The 16,731-nt window shown below is 64.4% G+C and carries 13 protein-coding genes; 9 read left to right on the forward strand and 4 right to left on the reverse strand.

The features are described from left to right. Positions 1 to 105: 105 nt before the first annotated feature. From lysS to AWB67_RS15740, 4 genes are all read right to left on the reverse strand, one after another. Positions 106 to 1,632 (reverse strand): lysine--tRNA ligase, encoded by a 1,527-nt coding sequence (gene lysS, locus AWB67_RS15725; protein ID WP_087657178.1) that lies wholly within the window; start codon positions 1,630 to 1,632, stop codon positions 106 to 108. A gap of 108 nt (positions 1,633 to 1,740) precedes the next feature. Continuing rightward, positions 1,741 to 2,845 (reverse strand): peptide chain release factor 2 gene (gene prfB / locus AWB67_RS15730; RefSeq protein ID WP_125474126.1). Its coding sequence is split into 2 segments (ribosomal slippage): positions 1,741 to 2,763 and positions 2,765 to 2,845, totalling 1,104 coding nucleotides; the frame shifts between segments, so codons are not numbered across the junction. Between the two features lie 94 nt (positions 2,846 to 2,939). Further along, positions 2,940 to 4,646 carry a single-stranded-DNA-specific exonuclease RecJ gene (gene recJ, locus AWB67_RS15735; protein WP_087657236.1) on the reverse strand — a complete coding sequence of 569 codons (1,707 nt, stop codon included), beginning with the start codon at positions 4,644 to 4,646 and terminating at the stop codon, positions 2,940 to 2,942. 8 nt (positions 4,647 to 4,654) lie between these two features. Further along, positions 4,655 to 5,752 carry a regulator gene (locus AWB67_RS15740; RefSeq protein WP_087657179.1) on the reverse strand — a complete coding sequence of 366 codons (1,098 nt, stop codon included), beginning with the start codon at positions 5,750 to 5,752 and terminating at the stop codon, positions 4,655 to 4,657. A gap of 200 nt (positions 5,753 to 5,952) precedes the next feature. On the opposite strand from AWB67_RS15740, the gene AWB67_RS15745 reads away from it, so the two are divergent. The 9 genes from AWB67_RS15745 to eno all read left to right on the forward strand — a co-directional run bounded on the left by AWB67_RS15745 (position 5,953) and on the right by eno (position 16,678). Continuing rightward, positions 5,953 to 7,206 (forward strand): lipoprotein-releasing ABC transporter permease subunit, encoded by a 1,254-nt coding sequence (locus AWB67_RS15745; protein WP_087657180.1) that lies wholly within the window; start codon positions 5,953 to 5,955, stop codon positions 7,204 to 7,206. Continuing rightward, positions 7,199 to 7,906: a lipoprotein-releasing ABC transporter ATP-binding protein LolD gene (gene lolD, locus AWB67_RS15750; protein WP_087657181.1), complete on the forward strand. Its 708-nt coding sequence runs from the start codon at positions 7,199 to 7,201 to the stop codon at positions 7,904 to 7,906. Before AWB67_RS15745 ends, lolD begins: the two co-directional genes overlap by 8 nt. A 4-nt stretch (positions 7,907 to 7,910) precedes the next feature. Further along, positions 7,911 to 8,699, forward strand: a complete 789-nt coding sequence (locus tag AWB67_RS15755; RefSeq protein ID WP_087657182.1) for a TatD family hydrolase — start codon at positions 7,911 to 7,913, stop codon at positions 8,697 to 8,699. 81 nt (positions 8,700 to 8,780) lie between these two features. Beyond that, positions 8,781 to 11,249: a DNA internalization-related competence protein ComEC/Rec2 gene (locus AWB67_RS15760; RefSeq protein ID WP_235025184.1), complete on the forward strand. Its 2,469-nt coding sequence runs from the start codon at positions 8,781 to 8,783 to the stop codon at positions 11,247 to 11,249. A gap of 183 nt (positions 11,250 to 11,432) precedes the next feature. Then, positions 11,433 to 12,260: an alpha/beta fold hydrolase gene (locus AWB67_RS15765; protein WP_087657184.1), complete on the forward strand. Its 828-nt coding sequence runs from the start codon at positions 11,433 to 11,435 to the stop codon at positions 12,258 to 12,260. Positions 12,261 to 12,361: 101 nt separating this feature from the next. Then, positions 12,362 to 14,059 (forward strand): CTP synthase, encoded by a 1,698-nt coding sequence (pyrG, locus tag AWB67_RS15770; RefSeq protein ID WP_087657185.1) that lies wholly within the window; start codon positions 12,362 to 12,364, stop codon positions 14,057 to 14,059. Beyond that, a complete protein-coding gene (gene kdsA, locus AWB67_RS15775; protein ID WP_087657186.1) occupies positions 14,056 to 14,910 on the forward strand; it encodes a 3-deoxy-8-phosphooctulonate synthase in 855 nt (284 codons plus the stop codon). Before pyrG ends, kdsA begins: the two co-directional genes overlap by 4 nt. A 66-nt stretch (positions 14,911 to 14,976) precedes the next feature. Next, on the forward strand, positions 14,977 to 15,279 hold the full coding sequence (locus tag AWB67_RS15780; protein ID WP_374729821.1) for a DUF1330 domain-containing protein: 303 nt from the start codon (positions 14,977 to 14,979) through the stop codon (positions 15,277 to 15,279). A 115-nt stretch (positions 15,280 to 15,394) separates the two neighbouring features. After that, positions 15,395 to 16,678 carry a phosphopyruvate hydratase gene (gene eno, locus AWB67_RS15785; RefSeq protein ID WP_087657187.1) on the forward strand — a complete coding sequence of 428 codons (1,284 nt, stop codon included), beginning with the start codon at positions 15,395 to 15,397 and terminating at the stop codon, positions 16,676 to 16,678. The last annotated feature ends 53 nt before the right edge of the window (positions 16,679 to 16,731 follow it).

The raw sequence follows: 16,731 nt of genomic DNA on the forward strand, positions 1-16,731 counted from the left end.
TCCCGGCCTGAACGAGCCGTCAAGGTCTTACCGATAGTTACAAATGCCCAGCAAAAAAACGCGCGCCTCAGGCGCGCGTTTTTGCTGTCTTGCGGCGTGGGAGCGTTAGTCTTCGCGACGCAAATGCGGGAACAGAATCACGTCGCGGATGCTCGGGCTATCGGTCAGCAGCATCACCAGCCGGTCGATACCGATGCCGCAGCCACCTGTCGGAGGCATGCCGTACTCGAGCGCGCGGATGTAGTCGGCGTCGTAGTACATCGCTTCTTCGTCGCCTGCGTCTTTCTGGTCGACTTGTTTCTGGAAGCGCGCAGCCTGGTCTTCCGGATCGTTCAGTTCCGAGAAACCGTTCGCGATCTCACGTCCGGTGATGAACAGCTCGAACCGCTCGGTGATGCCGTCGACCGTATCCGACGCGCGCGCCAGCGGCGACACCTCGATCGGATAATCGATGATGAAAGTCGGCTCCCACAATTGCGACTCGGCGGTTTCCTCGAACAGCGCGAGTTGCAGCGCGCCGACGCCCGCGTTGAGAAACTGCGGTTGTCCTGCATCGACGCCGAATTTCTTCAGCTCCGTACGCAAAAACGCGCTATCGGCGAGTTGCTCGGTGGTGTACTGCGGCGCGAATTTCTGAATCGCCTGAACGATCGTCAAGCGATGGAACGGCTTGGCAAGATCGAGCTCGCGGCCCTGATACGTGATCGACGCCGTGCCGCGCGCGTCGATGGCGGCCTCGCGGATCAGCGCTTCGGTGAAGTCCATTAGCCACTGGTAGTCCGTGTACGCGGCGTAGAACTCCATCATCGTGAATTCCGGATTGTGACGCGGCGACACGCCTTCGTTCCGGAAATTGCGGTTGATCTCGAACACGCGCTCGAAGCCGCCGACGATCAGCCGCTTCAAATAAAGCTCGGGTGCGATACGCAGGAACATCTGCATGTCGAGCGCGTTGTGATGCGTAACGAAGGGCTTGGCCGCCGCGCCGCCGGGAATCGGATGCAGCATCGGCGTCTCGACTTCCATGAAGTTCGCGCGCGCCATGAAATTGCGAATCGACGTGAACGCCTTCGTGCGCGCGATGAACGTCTGGCGCGCTTCTGGCGTCACGATCAGATCGACGTAGCGCTGGCGATAGCGCATTTCCTGGTCGGCCAGGCCGTGGAACTTATCGGGCAGCGGACGCAGCGCCTTTGACAGCAGCCGCAACTCCGTGCAACGCACCGACAGCTCGCCCTTGTTCGTGCGAAACAGCACGCCTTTCGCCGCGACGATATCGCCGAGATCCCACTTCTTGAAGGCGTCATAGACTTCCGCGCCAACGTCCGCTGGCGTGATGAAGAACTGGATCTGGCCGCTGCCGTCCTGCACGGTCGCGAAACTCGCCTTGCCCATCACGCGCTTCAGCATCATCCGGCCGGCGAGTGCCACCTGAAGCGGATTGGCTTCGAGCGCTTCCTTGTCGGACTCGGCGTATTCGGATTGCAGCGCGGCGGCCTGATGCGTCGGACGGAAATCGTTCGGATACGCGATGCCTTGCTCGCGCAGCGCGCGCAATTTCTCGCGACGCTCGGCGACGATCTGGTTCTCTTCCAGTTCAGGAGCGGCGCTCGTCTGGGTCGGTTCGGTCATGATGGTTGGCTTTGAATTCGGTTGGGCAGTGGCGCGGCGTGCGCGAGCCGCGCAGTGCGCCTGCTGAAAATGACGCGGCGCGGCCTCAATCAGCCGCGCCGCTCGCGCTTACACGCCCTGTTTCAGGCTGGCGCTAATGAAGTCGTCGAGATCGCCGTCGAGCACAGCCTTTGTGTTGCTGATTTCGACGTTGGTGCGCAGATCCTTGATGCGGCTGTTGTCGAGCACGTAGGAGCGGATCTGATGGCCCCAGCCCACGTCCGTCTTGCTCGATTCGAGCTTGTCCTGTTCGACCTGGCGCTTGCGCATTTCAAACTCGTAGAGCTTCGCTTTCAGCATCTGCATGGCTTCCGCGCGGTTGCGGTGCTGCGAGCGGTCGTTCTGGCACTGCACGACAATGCCGGTCGGCCCGTGCGTGAGACGCACCGCGGAATCTGTCTTGTTGATGTGCTGGCCGCCTGCGCCGGACGCGCGATACGTATCCGTGCGGATATCGGCGGGATTGATCTCGATTTCGATCGAATCGTCGATTTCCGGGTACACGAACACCGAAGAAAACGACGTATGCCGCCCGCCCGACGAATCGAACGGCGACTTGCGCACGAGCCGGTGCACACCGGTTTCGCTGCGCAGATAGCCGTACGCGTATTCGCCTTCGACCTTCACGGTCGCGCTCTTGATGCCCGCGACGTCGCCTTCGGATTCTTCGAGCACTTCGGTCTTGAAGCCCTTGCGCTCGCAGTAGCGCAGGTATTGGCGCAATAACATTGCCGCCCAGTCGCACGCTTCGGTGCCGCCGGCGCCGGCCTGGATGTCGATGAAGCAGTTGTTCGGGTCGGCCGGATTGCTGAACATCCGGCGGAACTCCATGTCTTCGACGCGTTTTTCGAGCGCGGCTGTATCCGTTTCGCAGGCGACGAGCGTTTCTTCGTCGCTTTCCTCGCGGGCCATGTCGAAGAGATCCTGCGTGTCGCGCAGATCGTTATCGAGATCGGTGAGCGTCGTGACGACGCCATCGAGCAGTTTCTTTTCCCGGCCAAGCGCCTGCGCGTTCTTGGAGTCGTTCCAGACGTTCGGGTCTTCGAGAACCTTGTTGACTTCCTCTAGACGCTGGGCTTTTGCGTCGTAGTCAAAGATACCCCCGAAGCTCGGCCGCGCGGCGGCGCAGGTCGGCGAGAAGGTTCTCGATCGAGTTGAGACGTTCCGCTTCCATGTTCGATCTTTTCGGCTTGATGAAAAGGGGAAATTATAGCCGATCGGATGTTTCCGAAGCGGGGCGGACGAGGCGCGGGGCGGCAGGGCGGCGCTCAGCCTGCCGCGTGCTCCACGACCATCTGCACCCTCGCCACGCCATTCCACGTATCGCTGACGAGCCGGTACGCCACCATCGCTCGCGCGGGCAGCGTATCGACGTGATTGAACCAGATCGCGTTGAAGCGCTGCCGCCCGCGCACGAGTTGTAGCTTCAGATGCTTGTCCTTCACCAAAGCCTGAGACGCCACGTCGAATTCGCCCGAAAACACCGGCGCCGGAAACCCTTGCCCCCAAACCGCCGCATCGATCAACTCTACGAATTGCGGTGTGAAATACGCGTCCTCGAGTTCGCCGTCCGTCTCCACGACGCGCGACAGCGCTTCGGCCGTCAGCCATTCACGGCCGATCTTCTCGAACGCCGCCGTGAAGCGCGGAATGTCGGCGGTGGCGATCGTGAGGCCCGCCGCCATCGCGTGGCCGCCGAACTTGACGATCATCCCCGGTTCGCGCTTCGAGATCAGATCGACCGCGTCGCGCAGATGAAAACCAGGGATCGATCGCCCCGATCCCTTCGACAGCACGCCGCTTTCGTCGGCGTGCGCGAACGTGAACGACGGCCGGTGGAAGCGCTCCTTCAACCGCCCCGCGACGATCCCGATCACGCCCTGGTGCCAGTCGGGGTTGAAGAGCGTGAGGGTGGCGGAATCGGCGGGATCGATCGATTGCAGTTCGTCGAGCGCCTGCTGCTGCATGCCCGCTTCGATCTCGCGACGCTCGCGGTTGATCGAATCGAGCTGCTGCGCGAGTTCCCACGCGCGGCCGATGTCGTCGGTCGTCAGGCACTCGATGCCAAGCGACATGTCCGCGAGCCGTCCCGCCGCGTTCAGGCGCGGCCCGAGCGCGAAGCCCATGTCGAAGCCCGACGCCACGCGCGCGTCGCGGCCGGCTGCGCGAAAGAGCGCGGCGATGCCCGGCTGCATACGTCCCGCGCGAATCCGCTTGAGCCCCTGCGCGACCAGGATGCGATTGTTCGGATCGAGTCTGACGACGTCCGCGACCGTGCCGAGCGCGACGAGATCGAGGAGGCCGTCGAGACGTGGCTCGGGGTTTGCATCGGTGAAGGCGTTGCGGCGCCGCAGTTCGGCCCGCAGCGCAAGCAGCACGTAGAACATCACGCCGACGCCCGCGATGCATTTGCTCGGAAACGAGCAGCCCGGCTGGTTCGGATTGACGATCGCGCGCGCGGGCGGCAATTCGTCGCCGGGCAGGTGGTGATCGGTGACGAGCACGTCGATGCCGAGCGCGTTCGCCGCTTCCACGCCGTCGACGCTCGCGATGCCGTTGTCCACCGTGATCAGCAGTTCGGGCTTGCCGTTCGGGCGCCGCGCCGCCAGTTCGACGATTTCCGGCGTGAGGCCGTAGCCGTATTCGAAGCGGTTCGGCACGAGATAGTCGATTTGCGCGCCGAACATGCGCAGGCCACGCACGGCGACGGCGCAGGCGGTCGCGCCGTCGCAGTCGTAGTCGGCGACGACGAGCATCCGGCGCTTCTGAGCGAGCGCATCGGCGAGGACGACGGCGGCCTCGTCGCAGCCTTTCAGTCCGACGGGCGCATGCAGTTTCTTCAGCTCGATCTCGATCTCATCCGGCGACGACACGCCACGCGACGCGTAAAGCCGCGCGATCACCGGATGCAGGCCGTGGCGCATCAGCACTTCGGCATCGGCGGGGGAGGAGGCGCGGGTGACGATTCGAGTCATGCTGTCGTTCATTCGATGAAAAGTGCGGCGATCGGACGGCGGCGCCAGAATTTGCGCAAGGTGCCGCGCGTGACGGTGAGCGTGACGGAGCCGGTGTCGCTGCAAAGCGTCATGCGCAGCGTGCCGAGCGAGCCGTCGTTCAAGGCGGCGAGGGCGGGCGCGAACCAGTCGGCTTCGAGTTGCTGCAGCGAGGCGTTCCAGCGCGCCCAGTCCTGCTCGATGAAGGGCGCCGAAAACGGATCGAGTTCGATCAGTGTGCGGCCGGTGTCGCTGCTGCTCGACGCCAGCGCCGCGAACGACGTCAGTGGAGGCTCCGGCGAAAGACCGGCCGCGAGCGCGACGCCGCGCGTCGCGGCGGCATCGGACATCACGCGGGCGAACGGGCTCGTGACCGCGCGGTACGCGCCTTGTCCGTGCAGCCAGATGGAGTTGATCGCGGGCAGGCCGCGCGCCTCGCGCGACTCGTTTAGCGGATGCTCGAACCACGCCATCTGCACTTCATTCTGCAGCTTCATCCACGCGCGCGAGCGCTGGCCGGTCTTCGCCTCGTGCGGCAGCCAGATTTCGATGTTGCGCCCGCTCGCCCGCAGCGGCGACGCGCCCGTCAGCGTGCCGAGGCTCGCGCCGCTGACGTACCAGCGCGTCGCGCGCGGCGCCTGGACGTCGACGTCCAAATCTTCTATCAGCGGCTTCACGACCTGGAAAAGTGTGCGGGCTTCGTCGTCGGAGACTTCAAGCGTCGCCGGGTCGATGAGCACCAGATGATCATGCGCGATACGAACGTGCACCGGCTCGATGCAGGCCCAGAGCGCATCGCCGGGCGTGCCGCCGTCGGCGAGGAGCATATAGGGCGCGAGCGGCGCTTCGTCCGCCGCAGTCCCCGCCGACGCGTTCGCCACGCCGAACTGGCGCGCGATCCAGCGCTCGTGCGGCAAAGTGCGCTGAAAATCCTCGCCAATCACACGCTCGTCGAGCGTCGCGCGGGCGAGCAGCTTTTCGAGGGCGGGCGTATCGAGGTTGTGCAGCGCGGTCGCGGCGTCCGCGGCCGCGGGGAGCGCGAACGGGAGCAGGAGGTGGAGGTCGTGAACGGGCATGATGGTGCGCATTGTAGGGCAAACCGATGGGGTTCCCCGGTACGCGCGCCGCGCGTTCCGGCCGCGACCGCGTAACGGGCCGCACCGCGTTTGTATGGCAAACTTCGCGGTTGACCGGTAAGAAGAATAGCGTCCGGCGCGCCCAGCCTCACGTATATAGAGCGGCGTCAGACCGCGCGACGCAACATCGAAGAAACGACACAAGGACTCGCTTGAAACTACCCTACGAATGGCAGATCGGCTGGCGCTACACCCGCGCCGGCAAACGCACGACAGGCAACGGCTTCATCTCGTTCATCGCGCTCGTGTCGATGGCGGGCATCGCGCTCGGCGTCGCGGCGCTGATCGTGGTGCTGTCGGTCATGAACGGCTTCCAGAAGGAAGTCCGCGACCGCATGCTGTCCGTGCTCTCACACGTCGAGATTTTTTCGCCGACCGGCTCGATGCCCAACTGGCAGCTCACCGCGCAGGAAGCGCGCCGCAATCCGGAAGTGATCGGAGCCGCGCCCTACGTCGAAGCGCAGGCGCTCCTGACGCGCCAGGGCGCGGTGAGCGGCGTCGCGCTGCGCGGCGTGGAGCCGTCGCTCGAGCCGCAGGTGTCGGACATCGGCAAGGAAATGCGCGCGGGATCGCTCGCGAGCCTCGTGCCGGGCGAATTCGACATCGTGCTCGGCGCCGATCTCGCGACCAACCTCGGCGTCACCACCGGCGACAAGATCACGCTCGTCGCGCCCGAAGGCACCATCACGCCGGCCGGCATGTTGCCGCGGCTCAAGCAGTTCACGGTTGTCGGCGTGTTCGAATCGGGGCACTACGAGTACGACTCGACGCTCGCGCTCATCTCGATCAAGGACGCACAGGCGCTGTTCCGCCTGCCCGCGCCGACCGGCGTGCGCCTGAAGCTCAAAGACATGCAGCGCGCGCCCGAAGTCGCGCATCAACTGGCGCGCACGCTCTCCGGCGATCTCTATATCCGCGACTGGACGCAGCAGAACAAGACCTGGTTCTCCGCCGTGCAGATCGAAAAGCGCATGATGTTCATCATCCTCACGCTGATCATCGCGGTGGCGGCGTTCAATCTCGTGTCGTCGCTCGTGATGACCGTGACCGACAAACAGGCCGACATCGCGATCCTGCGCACGCTCGGCGCGCAGCCCGGCTCGATCATGAAGATCTTCGTGGTGCAGGGCGTGACGATCGGCTTCATCGGCACGGCGCTCGGCGTGACGCTCGGCTGTCTCATCGCGTGGAGCATTCCGTGGCTCGTGCCGATGATCGAGCACATGATCGGCGTGCAGTTCCTGCCGCCTTCGGTGTATTTCATCAGCGAGTTGCCGTCGGAGCTCGTCCCCGCTGATGTCGCGAAGATCGGCATCATCGCGTTTGTGTTGTCGTCGCTCGCGACGCTCTATCCGAGCTGGCGCGGCGCGAAGGTTCGTCCGGCGGAGGCACTGCGGTATGAGTGATGTGAATAAGGACGTCGTGCTGGAGGCATCGTCGATTTCGAAGACGTTCGTGCAGGGCGGCTTCAACGTACAGGTGCTCGACAACGCGCAGTTGCAGGTGTTTCGCGGCGAGAAGCTCGCGATCGTCGGGGCGTCGGGCTCGGGCAAGAGCACGCTGCTGCACGTGCTCGGCGGTCTCGACGAACCGAGCGCCGGGCGCGTGTCGCTGCTCGGCAAGCCGTTCACCGACCTGAAGGAGCGCGAGCGCAACGACCTGCGCAATCGCGCGCTCGGCTTCGTGTATCAGTTCCACCATCTGCTCGCGGAATTCACGGCGCTCGACAACGTCGCGATGCCGCTGCGCATTCGCCGCCTGTCGGAGGACGAGGCGCGCCGCGAGGCGATGCAGATGCTGGAGCGCGTCGGCATCGGGCATCGGGCGAAGCATCGGCCGGGCGAGTTGTCCGGCGGCGAGCGGCAGCGCGTGGCGATCGCGCGGGCGCTCGTGACGCGTCCGGCGTGCGTGCTCGCCGACGAGCCCACCGGCAACCTCGACGGCGGCACGGCGGACACGGTGTTCAACCTGATGCTGGAACTGTCGCAGACGCTAGAGACGAGCTTCGTGATCGTCACGCACGATCCCGATCTCGCGGCGCGTTGCGACCGCATCATGCGACTGCGCGACGGCGTGCTGCACGAAGAGCCGCCGGTACCGGTGTAAAGCCATGTGGATCGATACGCACTGTCACCTCGATGCCTCCGAATTCGACGCAGACCGCGACGACGTCGCGGACTCGGCGCTGCGGGCGGGCGTGACGCGTATCGTGATTCCGGGCGTCGAGCGCGCGAACTTTGCGACGGTGCGCGAGCTCGCGCATCGTATCGACGGCGGCGCGTACGCGCTCGGCATCCATCCGCTTTTCACGCCGCGCGCGGAAAACGACGATCTACGCGTGCTGCGCGACGAAATCGCAGCGAGTCTGGACGATCCGCGGTTCGTGGGTATCGGCGAAATCGGGCTGGATTATTTCGTGCCCGGCCTCGACGACGCCCGTCAGCAATTCTTCTACAACGAGCAACTCAAACTCGCGCGCGAATTCGACTTGCCCGTGATCTGCCACGTGCGCAAATCGCAGGACAAAGTGCTCAAAGGGCTGCGCGTCAATGGCGTGCGGACCGGTATCGCGCACGCGTTCAACGGCAGTTTCCAGCAGGCCGAGGCGTTCATCGCGCAAGGCATGCATCTCGGCTTCGGCGGGAACCTCACGTTCGAGCGCGCGCGGCAGATTCGCCGGCTCGCCGAGCAATTGCCGCTCGGGGCGATCGTCCTCGAAACCGATGCGCCCGATATCGCGCCTTCGTGGTGCTACAAGGGACGCAACGCGCCGGACCAGGTCGCGGGCATCGCGAAGGTGCTGGCCGAGTTGCGTGGCATCGACGAAGCGGTGCTTTCAGTAGGCACAACGGCTAACGCGCACGCCGCGCTCCCCCGGCTCGGGCTTCTCTCCTCATAATCGTTTGCGTGTCGAATGCGGGCATCGGATGAAGTGGTCATCCGGTGTGGATGCGCTCGCCGTTTCGTGAGGGGCGCGTGTGTGCGTGGGGTTTTGCTTGGCTTCGCGGCGGGCGTCTGGTGTTTGCAGCAGCAGGCCGTGTTGCCGGGATGGGGCTTTGTCGCTTTGTGCGCGTTGTTTTGCGGAGCTTGCGCTTGCTTCAAATGCCGCCGCGTGGCGCTGATCGTTGTGGCGTTTGCGTTCGGTTTTGCATACGCCGCGCTGCGTGCCGAAGTGCGTCTGCAAGACCAACTGCCGTCGGCGTACGAAGGACGCACGATCGAAGTCGCGGGGTACGTGCGCGGCCTGCCGTCCATCGACGCCGACGGCACGCGCTTTCTCTTCGAAGTCGAATCGAACGATGCGCGGTTGCGAAATTTTCCGCGCGTCGTGCGTTTGTCGTGGCTGGTAGTTGAAGGTGAGGCGCCGCCGCCCGCGCTGTGGGCCGGACAGCGCTGGTCGCTCGACGTGCGATTGAAACGCGCGCACGGCAACGCGAACTTCGGCGCACGCGACGCGGAAGCTGCGCTGCTCGCCCGCGATATCCGTGCGACGGGCTATGTGACGCGCGCACATCGACTGCCGCGCGATGTGATCGGAATCGCGCTCGCGATCGACCGGCTGCGGGCGCATCTGCGTGATCGTATCGAACGCGTTCTTGGGGACGCTGCACATCGCGGCATCGTCGTGGCGCTCGCAGTGGGCGCGCAGCACGGCGTCAGCGATAGCGACTGGACGCTCATGCGCGCCACCGGCACGAGCCATCTCGTGGCGATATCGGGGCTGCATATCGGCTTCGTCGCGGGGCTGGCGGCGCTATCGATCGGATTTGCGTGGCGGCGTCTGCGATGGCGCGGCACGCCGTTGCCTTTGTACGTATCCGCGCAGAAGCTGGCGGCGGCGGGCGCGGCGGCGTTCGCCGCGTTCTACGCGGGCCTCGCGGGTTTCAACGTGCCGGCGCAGCGCTCGCTGTGGATGCTGGGCTTTGTCGCGATCGCGTGGGTGACGGGGCGGCGGGTGGCGTCGTCGCTGGTGCTGGCGTGGGCGCTCGCGCTCGTGCTGCTCGCCGATCCGTGGGCGGTAACGGCAGCGGGGTTCTGGCTGTCGTTCTGCGCGGTCGCGGCGATTCTTTACGCGATGGCGGCGCATGGCCGGCGCGCGTCGAAGCGGCGCGATGACGGCGAGGAAGCGTCCACCGATACATACGAAGCGCAGCAGCGGGCGGGCGAGGGGCTGGCGACGGGGCGTCGTGGGCAGCATTTCTTTGCCGGGTGGCGCCGGTTGGGCTATGGCTTGCGACGGACCATCGCGTCGAGCACGCGCGTCCAGTACGCCGTGACGGTCGCGCTCGCGCCGCTCACCGTCTATTGGTTCTCGCAGATCCCGCTGATCGGTCCGCTCGCGAACGCTGTCGCGATTCCCTGGGTCAGCCTCTTCGTCACGCCCGCGGTGCTTGCGGGCGTGCTGCTGCCCGCGCCGCTCGATGCCTTCGCCTATCGCCTCGCGCACCATCTGCTCACGATCATGTGCGATGCCCTCACCTGGCTCGCTGGCCCAGCGTGGGCGCTCTGGCGGCTGCCGCAGCCCGGCGCGTTCGCACTGATCGCGGCGGCGATAGGCGTGGCATGGGCGCTCGCGCCACGCGGTTGGCCGATGCGTTTCGCCGCACCGCTCACGTGGCTGCCATTGCTGCTGCCCGCGCCGCACGCGCCGCCGCCGGGCGCGTTTCGCCTGACCGCGCTCGACATCGGCCAGGGCTCGTCGATCGTCGTCGAGACCGCGCGCCACGCCTTGCTCTTCGATGCCGGCCCCGGTCCCGAATCGACGCATGCCGGCGAGCGTATCGTCGTGCCGTATCTTTTCGCGGACGGCCTGCCGGCGATCGATACGCTTGTCATCAGCCACTCTGATTCGGATCACGCGGGCGGCGCACCGGCCGTATTGCAGGCGATCGACGTGCGCCAACTGCTGGCATCGCTGCCGCCGCAGGACGCGCTGTGGCAAGCGGCGAACGAGCGCGGGGCGGAGACGCTGCGCTGCGCGGCGGGCCAGCACTGGACGTGGGACGGTGTGGAATTCGCGATTCTTTGGCCTGACCCCGCGCCTCTCGCAGGCAAGCCGAACGGGCAGTCCTGCGTGCTGAAGGTGACGAGCGCGGCGGGCCGCTCGGCGCTCCTCGCCGCCGACATCGAAAGCGACGTCGAGCGCACGCTGCTCAAGCGCGAAGCCAAAGCATTGCGCGCCGACGTCCTGCTGGTGCCTCATCACGGTAGCAAGACGTCGTCGACCGAGCCTTTCCTCGACTCTGTCGAGCCGCTCGTCGCGGTATTTCAGGTAGGCTATCGCAACCGTTTTCATCACCCGCATCCGACCGTCTTCGAGCGCTATCGGCTGCGCGCGATCGAGCTCTCGCAGAGCGACGACGACGGCGCTGTACGTATCGAAGTGTCATCGACGATCTCGCTCGAACGTTATCGGCAGACGCATGCGCGGTATTGGATGGGGCGGTGACGCAGTGATTCGCACAGAACCAAAAAGCAACTTCGTTGCATGGAACGAGAGCAAGCGCTGACTCTCGCCTGCTACAAATGCGTTGCATGGGACGAGAGGAAGCGCATGGGATCAGAGCAAGCGCTAAAGCGCTAACTCCGATCGACAGCGCCAACTCTGATCGACAAAGGGAGGCCACACCGCTTGAAAGACATCATCCACTTCTCCCACGCGAACGGCTTCCCCGCCTCGACGTATCGCACGATCTTCGCCGAACTCGCCGACGATTACGAGATCCGTTCCGTCGAGCGCTTCGGCCACGATCCGCGCTATCCGGTCACGCGCGACTGGCCGCATCTCGTCGACGAGTTGCTCGACGATATCGCGAGCCACCATCGCGACGAGGAACGCCCGAAGGTGTGGCTCGTCGGCCATTCGCTCGGCGGGTATCTTTCGCTGATGGCGGCGATGAAGCGCCCGCAGTGGGTGAAGGGCGTCGTGATGCTCGATTCGCCGGTGATCGGGGGATGGCGCAGCAGTCTCTTGCGCGTGTCGCAATTCACGGGTCTCGACGAGCGTCTTTCCCCCGCCGCCGCGACCAGAAAACGTCGTACGCACTGGGCGAGCCGCGACGAAGCCTGGCGCCACTTTCACTCGAAGCCCGCGTTCGCGCGCTGGGACGAGCGCATGCTTTCGGATTACATCGACTACGCGATTCCGCAGACGGGCGCGAACGGCGCGCGCTCGCTCGCCTTCGAGCGCGAAGTCGAATATCTCGTCTATCGCACGCTGCCGCATACGATCGGCGCGCGCCTCTCGCGCCGCGCGCACGGCAGGCAAGTGCCCGTCGGCTTCATCGCGGGGACGCAATCGAAGGAAGTACGGCAAGTGGGGCTGGGACTCACGCGACGCATCACGGGCGAGCATTTCGAGTGGATCGAGGGCAGCCATCTGTACCCGATGGAACGCCCGATCGACACCGCGCGCGCAGTGCAACGGATGCTTAACGCGCTGTCGGGCGAAGCCGCGTGACGCGCTGAAATGCCGCGCTGCAGTGCAAAAACTCGCCACGCGTGCGCTGGGTGGGAGGCCTCCTTTACGGTATAATCCGTTTTTCCCGCGAGCACCTAGCGATGACCAAATATGTATTCGTCACCGGCGGCGTAGTTTCTTCACTTGGCAAAGGTATTGCCGCCGCTTCCCTCGCCGCGATCCTCGAATCGCGCGGCCTCAAAGTCACCCTCCTCAAGCTCGATCCCTACATCAACGTCGACCCCGGCACGATGAGCCCGTTTCAGCACGGCGAAGTGTTCGTGACGGAAGACGGCGCGGAAACCGATCTGGATCTCGGCCATTACGAGCGCTTCATCAGCACGAAGATGCGCAAGGCCAACAACTTCACGACCGGCCAGATCTACGAATCGGTGATCCGCAAGGAACGCCGCGGCGAATATCTTGGCAAGACGGTTCAGGTCATCCCGCACATCACGAACGAAATCCAGGCTTTCCTCGAACGCGGCGCCGCAGCGGCGACGAGCGGCGAGCCGGACGTGGCGATCGTCGAGATCGGCGGCACGGTGGGCGACATCGAATCGCTGCCGTTCCTCGAAGCCGCGCGCCAGATGAGCCTGCGCCTCGGCCGCAACAGCGCGTGCTTCGTGCACCTGACGCTCGTGCCATACATCGCCACCGCGGGCGAACTCAAGACGAAGCCCACGCAACATAGCGTCCAGAAGCTGCGCGAGATCGGTATCTCGCCGCACGTGCTGTTGTGCCGCGCGGATCGCCCCATTCCCGACGACGAATCGCAGAAGATTTCACTCTTCTCGAACGTGCCGGAAGACGCGGTCATCTCGGTATGGGACGTGGACAGCATCTACAAGATCCCGCAGATGCTGCACGACCAGGGCCTCGACGACATCATCTGCGAAGAGCTGAAGCTCTCGCCGCAGCCGGCTGACTTGAGCATGTGGTCGCAGCTCGTCGAGAAGCTGGAGAACCCGAAGAGCGAAGTGACGATCGGCATGGTCGGCAAGTACGTCGAGCTCACCGAGTCGTACAAGTCGCTGATCGAGGCGCTCCGCCACGCGGCCATCCACACGTCGACGAAGGTCAATATCGAGTACATCGATTCCGAGCAGATCGAAGCCGAAGGCGTCGAAGGGCTGAAGCATCTCGACGCCGTGCTGGTGCCGGGCGGCTTCGGGCGCCGCGGCACGGAAGGCAAGATCAAGGCGATCCAGTACGCGCGCGAAACGAAGACGCCGTATCTCGGCATCTGCCTCGGCATGCAGTTGGCCGTGATCGAATTCGCACGCGACGTCGCCGGCCTCGCCGATGCGAACAGCACCGAATTCGACCAGAGCACGCAGAACCCTGTCGTCGCGCTCATCACCGAGTGGTACGACCGCGCGGGCCGCGTCGAAAAGCGCAACGAGGAATCGGATCTCGGCGGCACGATGCGCCTCGGTTCGCAAAAGTGCCCGATCAAGCCGGGCACGATGGCCTCGCGCATTTACGGCACGGATGTGAACGAGCGACATCGTCACCGTTATGAAGTCAATAACCGCTTTGTGCCCCAACTCGAAGCGGGCGGCCTTATCATCAGCGCCCGTACCCCGAGCGAGGATCTGCCGGAAATGATGGAACTGCCGCAATCGATGCATCCGTGGTTCGTCGGCGTTCAGTTCCACCCGGAATTCACGTCGACACCGCGCGACGGCCATCCGCTCTTCAAGGCGTTCGTCGAGGCAGCACGCTCGCATAGCGACGCGCCGGACAGCGTGAAGGCGCCCGCCGAAGCCAAAGCTACTGCCGGAGCGCAGGCATGAAACTGTGTGATTTCGAAGTCGGTCTCGACCAGCCGTTTTTCCTGATCGCGGGCACGTGCGTCGTCGAATCGGAGCAAATGACCATCGACGTCGCGGGCCGCCTGAGGGAAATCTGCGCGAAGCTCGGCGTGCCGTTCATCTACAAGTCGTCGTATGACAAGGCGAATCGTAGCTCCGGCAAGTCGTTTCGCGGGCTCGGCATGGACGAAGGTCTGCGCATCCTCGGCGAGGTGAAGAAGCAACTCGGCCTGCCCGTTCTCACCGACGTGCATTCGGAGCATGAAATCGAAGCGGTGGCGTCGGTGGTCGACGTTCTGCAGACGCCCGCGTTTCTCTGCCGCCAGACCGATTTCATCCACGCGTGCGCGCGTTCGGGCAAGCCCGTGAACATCAAGAAGGGCCAGTTCCTCGCGCCGCACGACATGAAGAACGTCATCGACAAGGCGCGCGACTCCGCTCGCGAAGCGGGGCTGTCGGAAGACCGGTTCATGGCGTGCGAACGCGGCGTGTCGTTCGGCTATAACAATCTGGTGTCGGACATGCGCTCGCTCGCGATCATGCGCGAGACGGCCGCGCCCGTCGTCTTCGACGCGACTCACTCGGTGCAATTGCCGGGCGGGCAGGGCACGAGTTCCGGCGGCCAGCGCGAGTTCGTGCCGGTTCTGGCGCGCGCGGCGGTCGCGACCGGCGTTTCCGGACTCTTCATGGAGACGCATCCGGACCCGGCGTGCGCCAAGTCCGACGGCCCGAACGCGGTGCCGCTGCATCGGATGGAAGCCCTGCTCGAGACGCTCGTCGCGCTCGATCAGGCTGCAAAGCGCGGCCCGTTCCTCGAGAACGACTTCAACTGACGCATTCATCGCGGACGCCGGCAAGCCGTCCGCATCACAACAAGCGCCGCACGAGCGGCGCGTCGAGTGGGGGAGAACGAAGTGGCGAAGGGTTACATCATCGCGAACGTGGAAGTAACGAACCCCGATCAATACGCCCAGTACCGGCCGCTGTCGAGCGTGGCCGTTGAAGCGCACGGCGGCACGTTCATCGTGCGCGGCGGCCAGAGCGAAACGCTCGAAGGCGCGTTCAATTCGCGCACGGTCGTCATTGAATTTCCTTCTTTCCAGGCAGCGCAGACGTTTTATCATTCGGCCGAATACGAAGCCGCGCGGCATGCGCGCGCGGGCGCGGCGCAAATGAACCTGATGGTGGTCGAGGGAGTCTGATCGGTTCGGCTGGTTTTTACGGCCAAATCCGGATCGTTTCCTTCGAATATCTTAAGTAAAGCCGGCAGAAGCAACGCCCGGCAGCAGGAATTCAACGTCATTTCTTGAGGAAATCATGAGTGCTATCGTAGATATCATCGGCCGCGAGATTCTCGATTCGCGAGGCAATCCCACCGTCGAATGCGACGTGTTGCTCGAATCGGGCACGATGGGCCGCGCAGCCGTGCCGTCGGGTGCATCGACGGGATCGCGCGAAGCGATCGAACTGCGCGACGAGGAAGGCAACCGCTATGGCGGCAAGGGCGTGCTGAAGGCCGTCGAACACATCAATACCGAAATCTCCGAAGCAATCATGGGCCTCGACGCTTCGGAGCAGGCGTTCCTCGACAAGACGCTGCTCGAACTCGACGGCACCGACAACAAGTCGCGCCTCGGCGCGAACGCGATGCTGGCCGTTTCGATGGCCGTCGCGAAGGCCGCTGCCGAAGAAGCCGGCCTGCCCCTCTACCGCTATTTCGGCGGCTCGGGAGCGATGCAACTGCCGGTGCCGATGATGAACATCGTCAACGGCGGCGCGCACGCGAATAACAGCCTGGACATCCAGGAATTCATGATCGTCCCGGTCAGCCAGCCGACCTTCCGCGAAGCGCTGCGCTGTGGCGCCGAAGTGTTCCACGCGCTGAAGAAAATTTTGAGCGACCGCGGCATGAGCACGGCGGTGGGCGACGAAGGCGGCTTCGCGCCGAACTTCGGCAGCAACGACGAGTGCCTGTCGACGATCCTGCAAGCCATCGAGAAAGCCGGCTATCGCGCGGGCGAAGACGTGCTGCTCGCGCTCGACTGCGCGGCGAGCGAGTTCTACCACGACGGCAAGTACCAGCTCGCGGGCGAAGGCCTGCAACTGTCGTCGACGGAATTCGCCGACTACCTCGCGGCGCTCGCCGACAAATTCCCGATCGTCTCGATCGAGGACGGCATGCACGAAAGCGACTGGGAAGGCTGGAAGATTCTCACCGACAAGCTCGGGAAGAAGATCCAGCTCGTCGGCGACGATCTGTTCGTGACGAACACGCGCATCCTGAAGGAAGGCATCGACAAGGGCATCGCGAATTCGATCCTGATCAAGATCAACCAGATCGGCACGCTGACGGAAACCTTCGCGGCGATCGAAATGGCGAAGCGCGCGGGCTACACGGCCGTGATCTCACACCGCTCGGGCGAAACCGAAGATTCGACGATCGCCGATATCGCGGTCGGCCTGAACGCGGGTCAGATCAAGACCGGCTCGCTGTCGCGCAGCGACCGCATCTCGAAATACAACCAGTTGCTGCGTATCGAGGAAGATCTCGGTGATATCGCAAGCTATCCGGGCAAGTCTGCGTTCTATAACCTGCGCTAAAGCTTTATCCGAATTGGACGTTAGTTAATTTTTCAGCCCGCCGCCCTCGCGTT

Origin of the sequence: Caballeronia terrestris (assembly GCF_001544515.1) — a bacterium.
Taxonomy (GTDB): Bacteria; Pseudomonadota; Gammaproteobacteria; order Burkholderiales; family Burkholderiaceae; genus Caballeronia; species Caballeronia terrestris.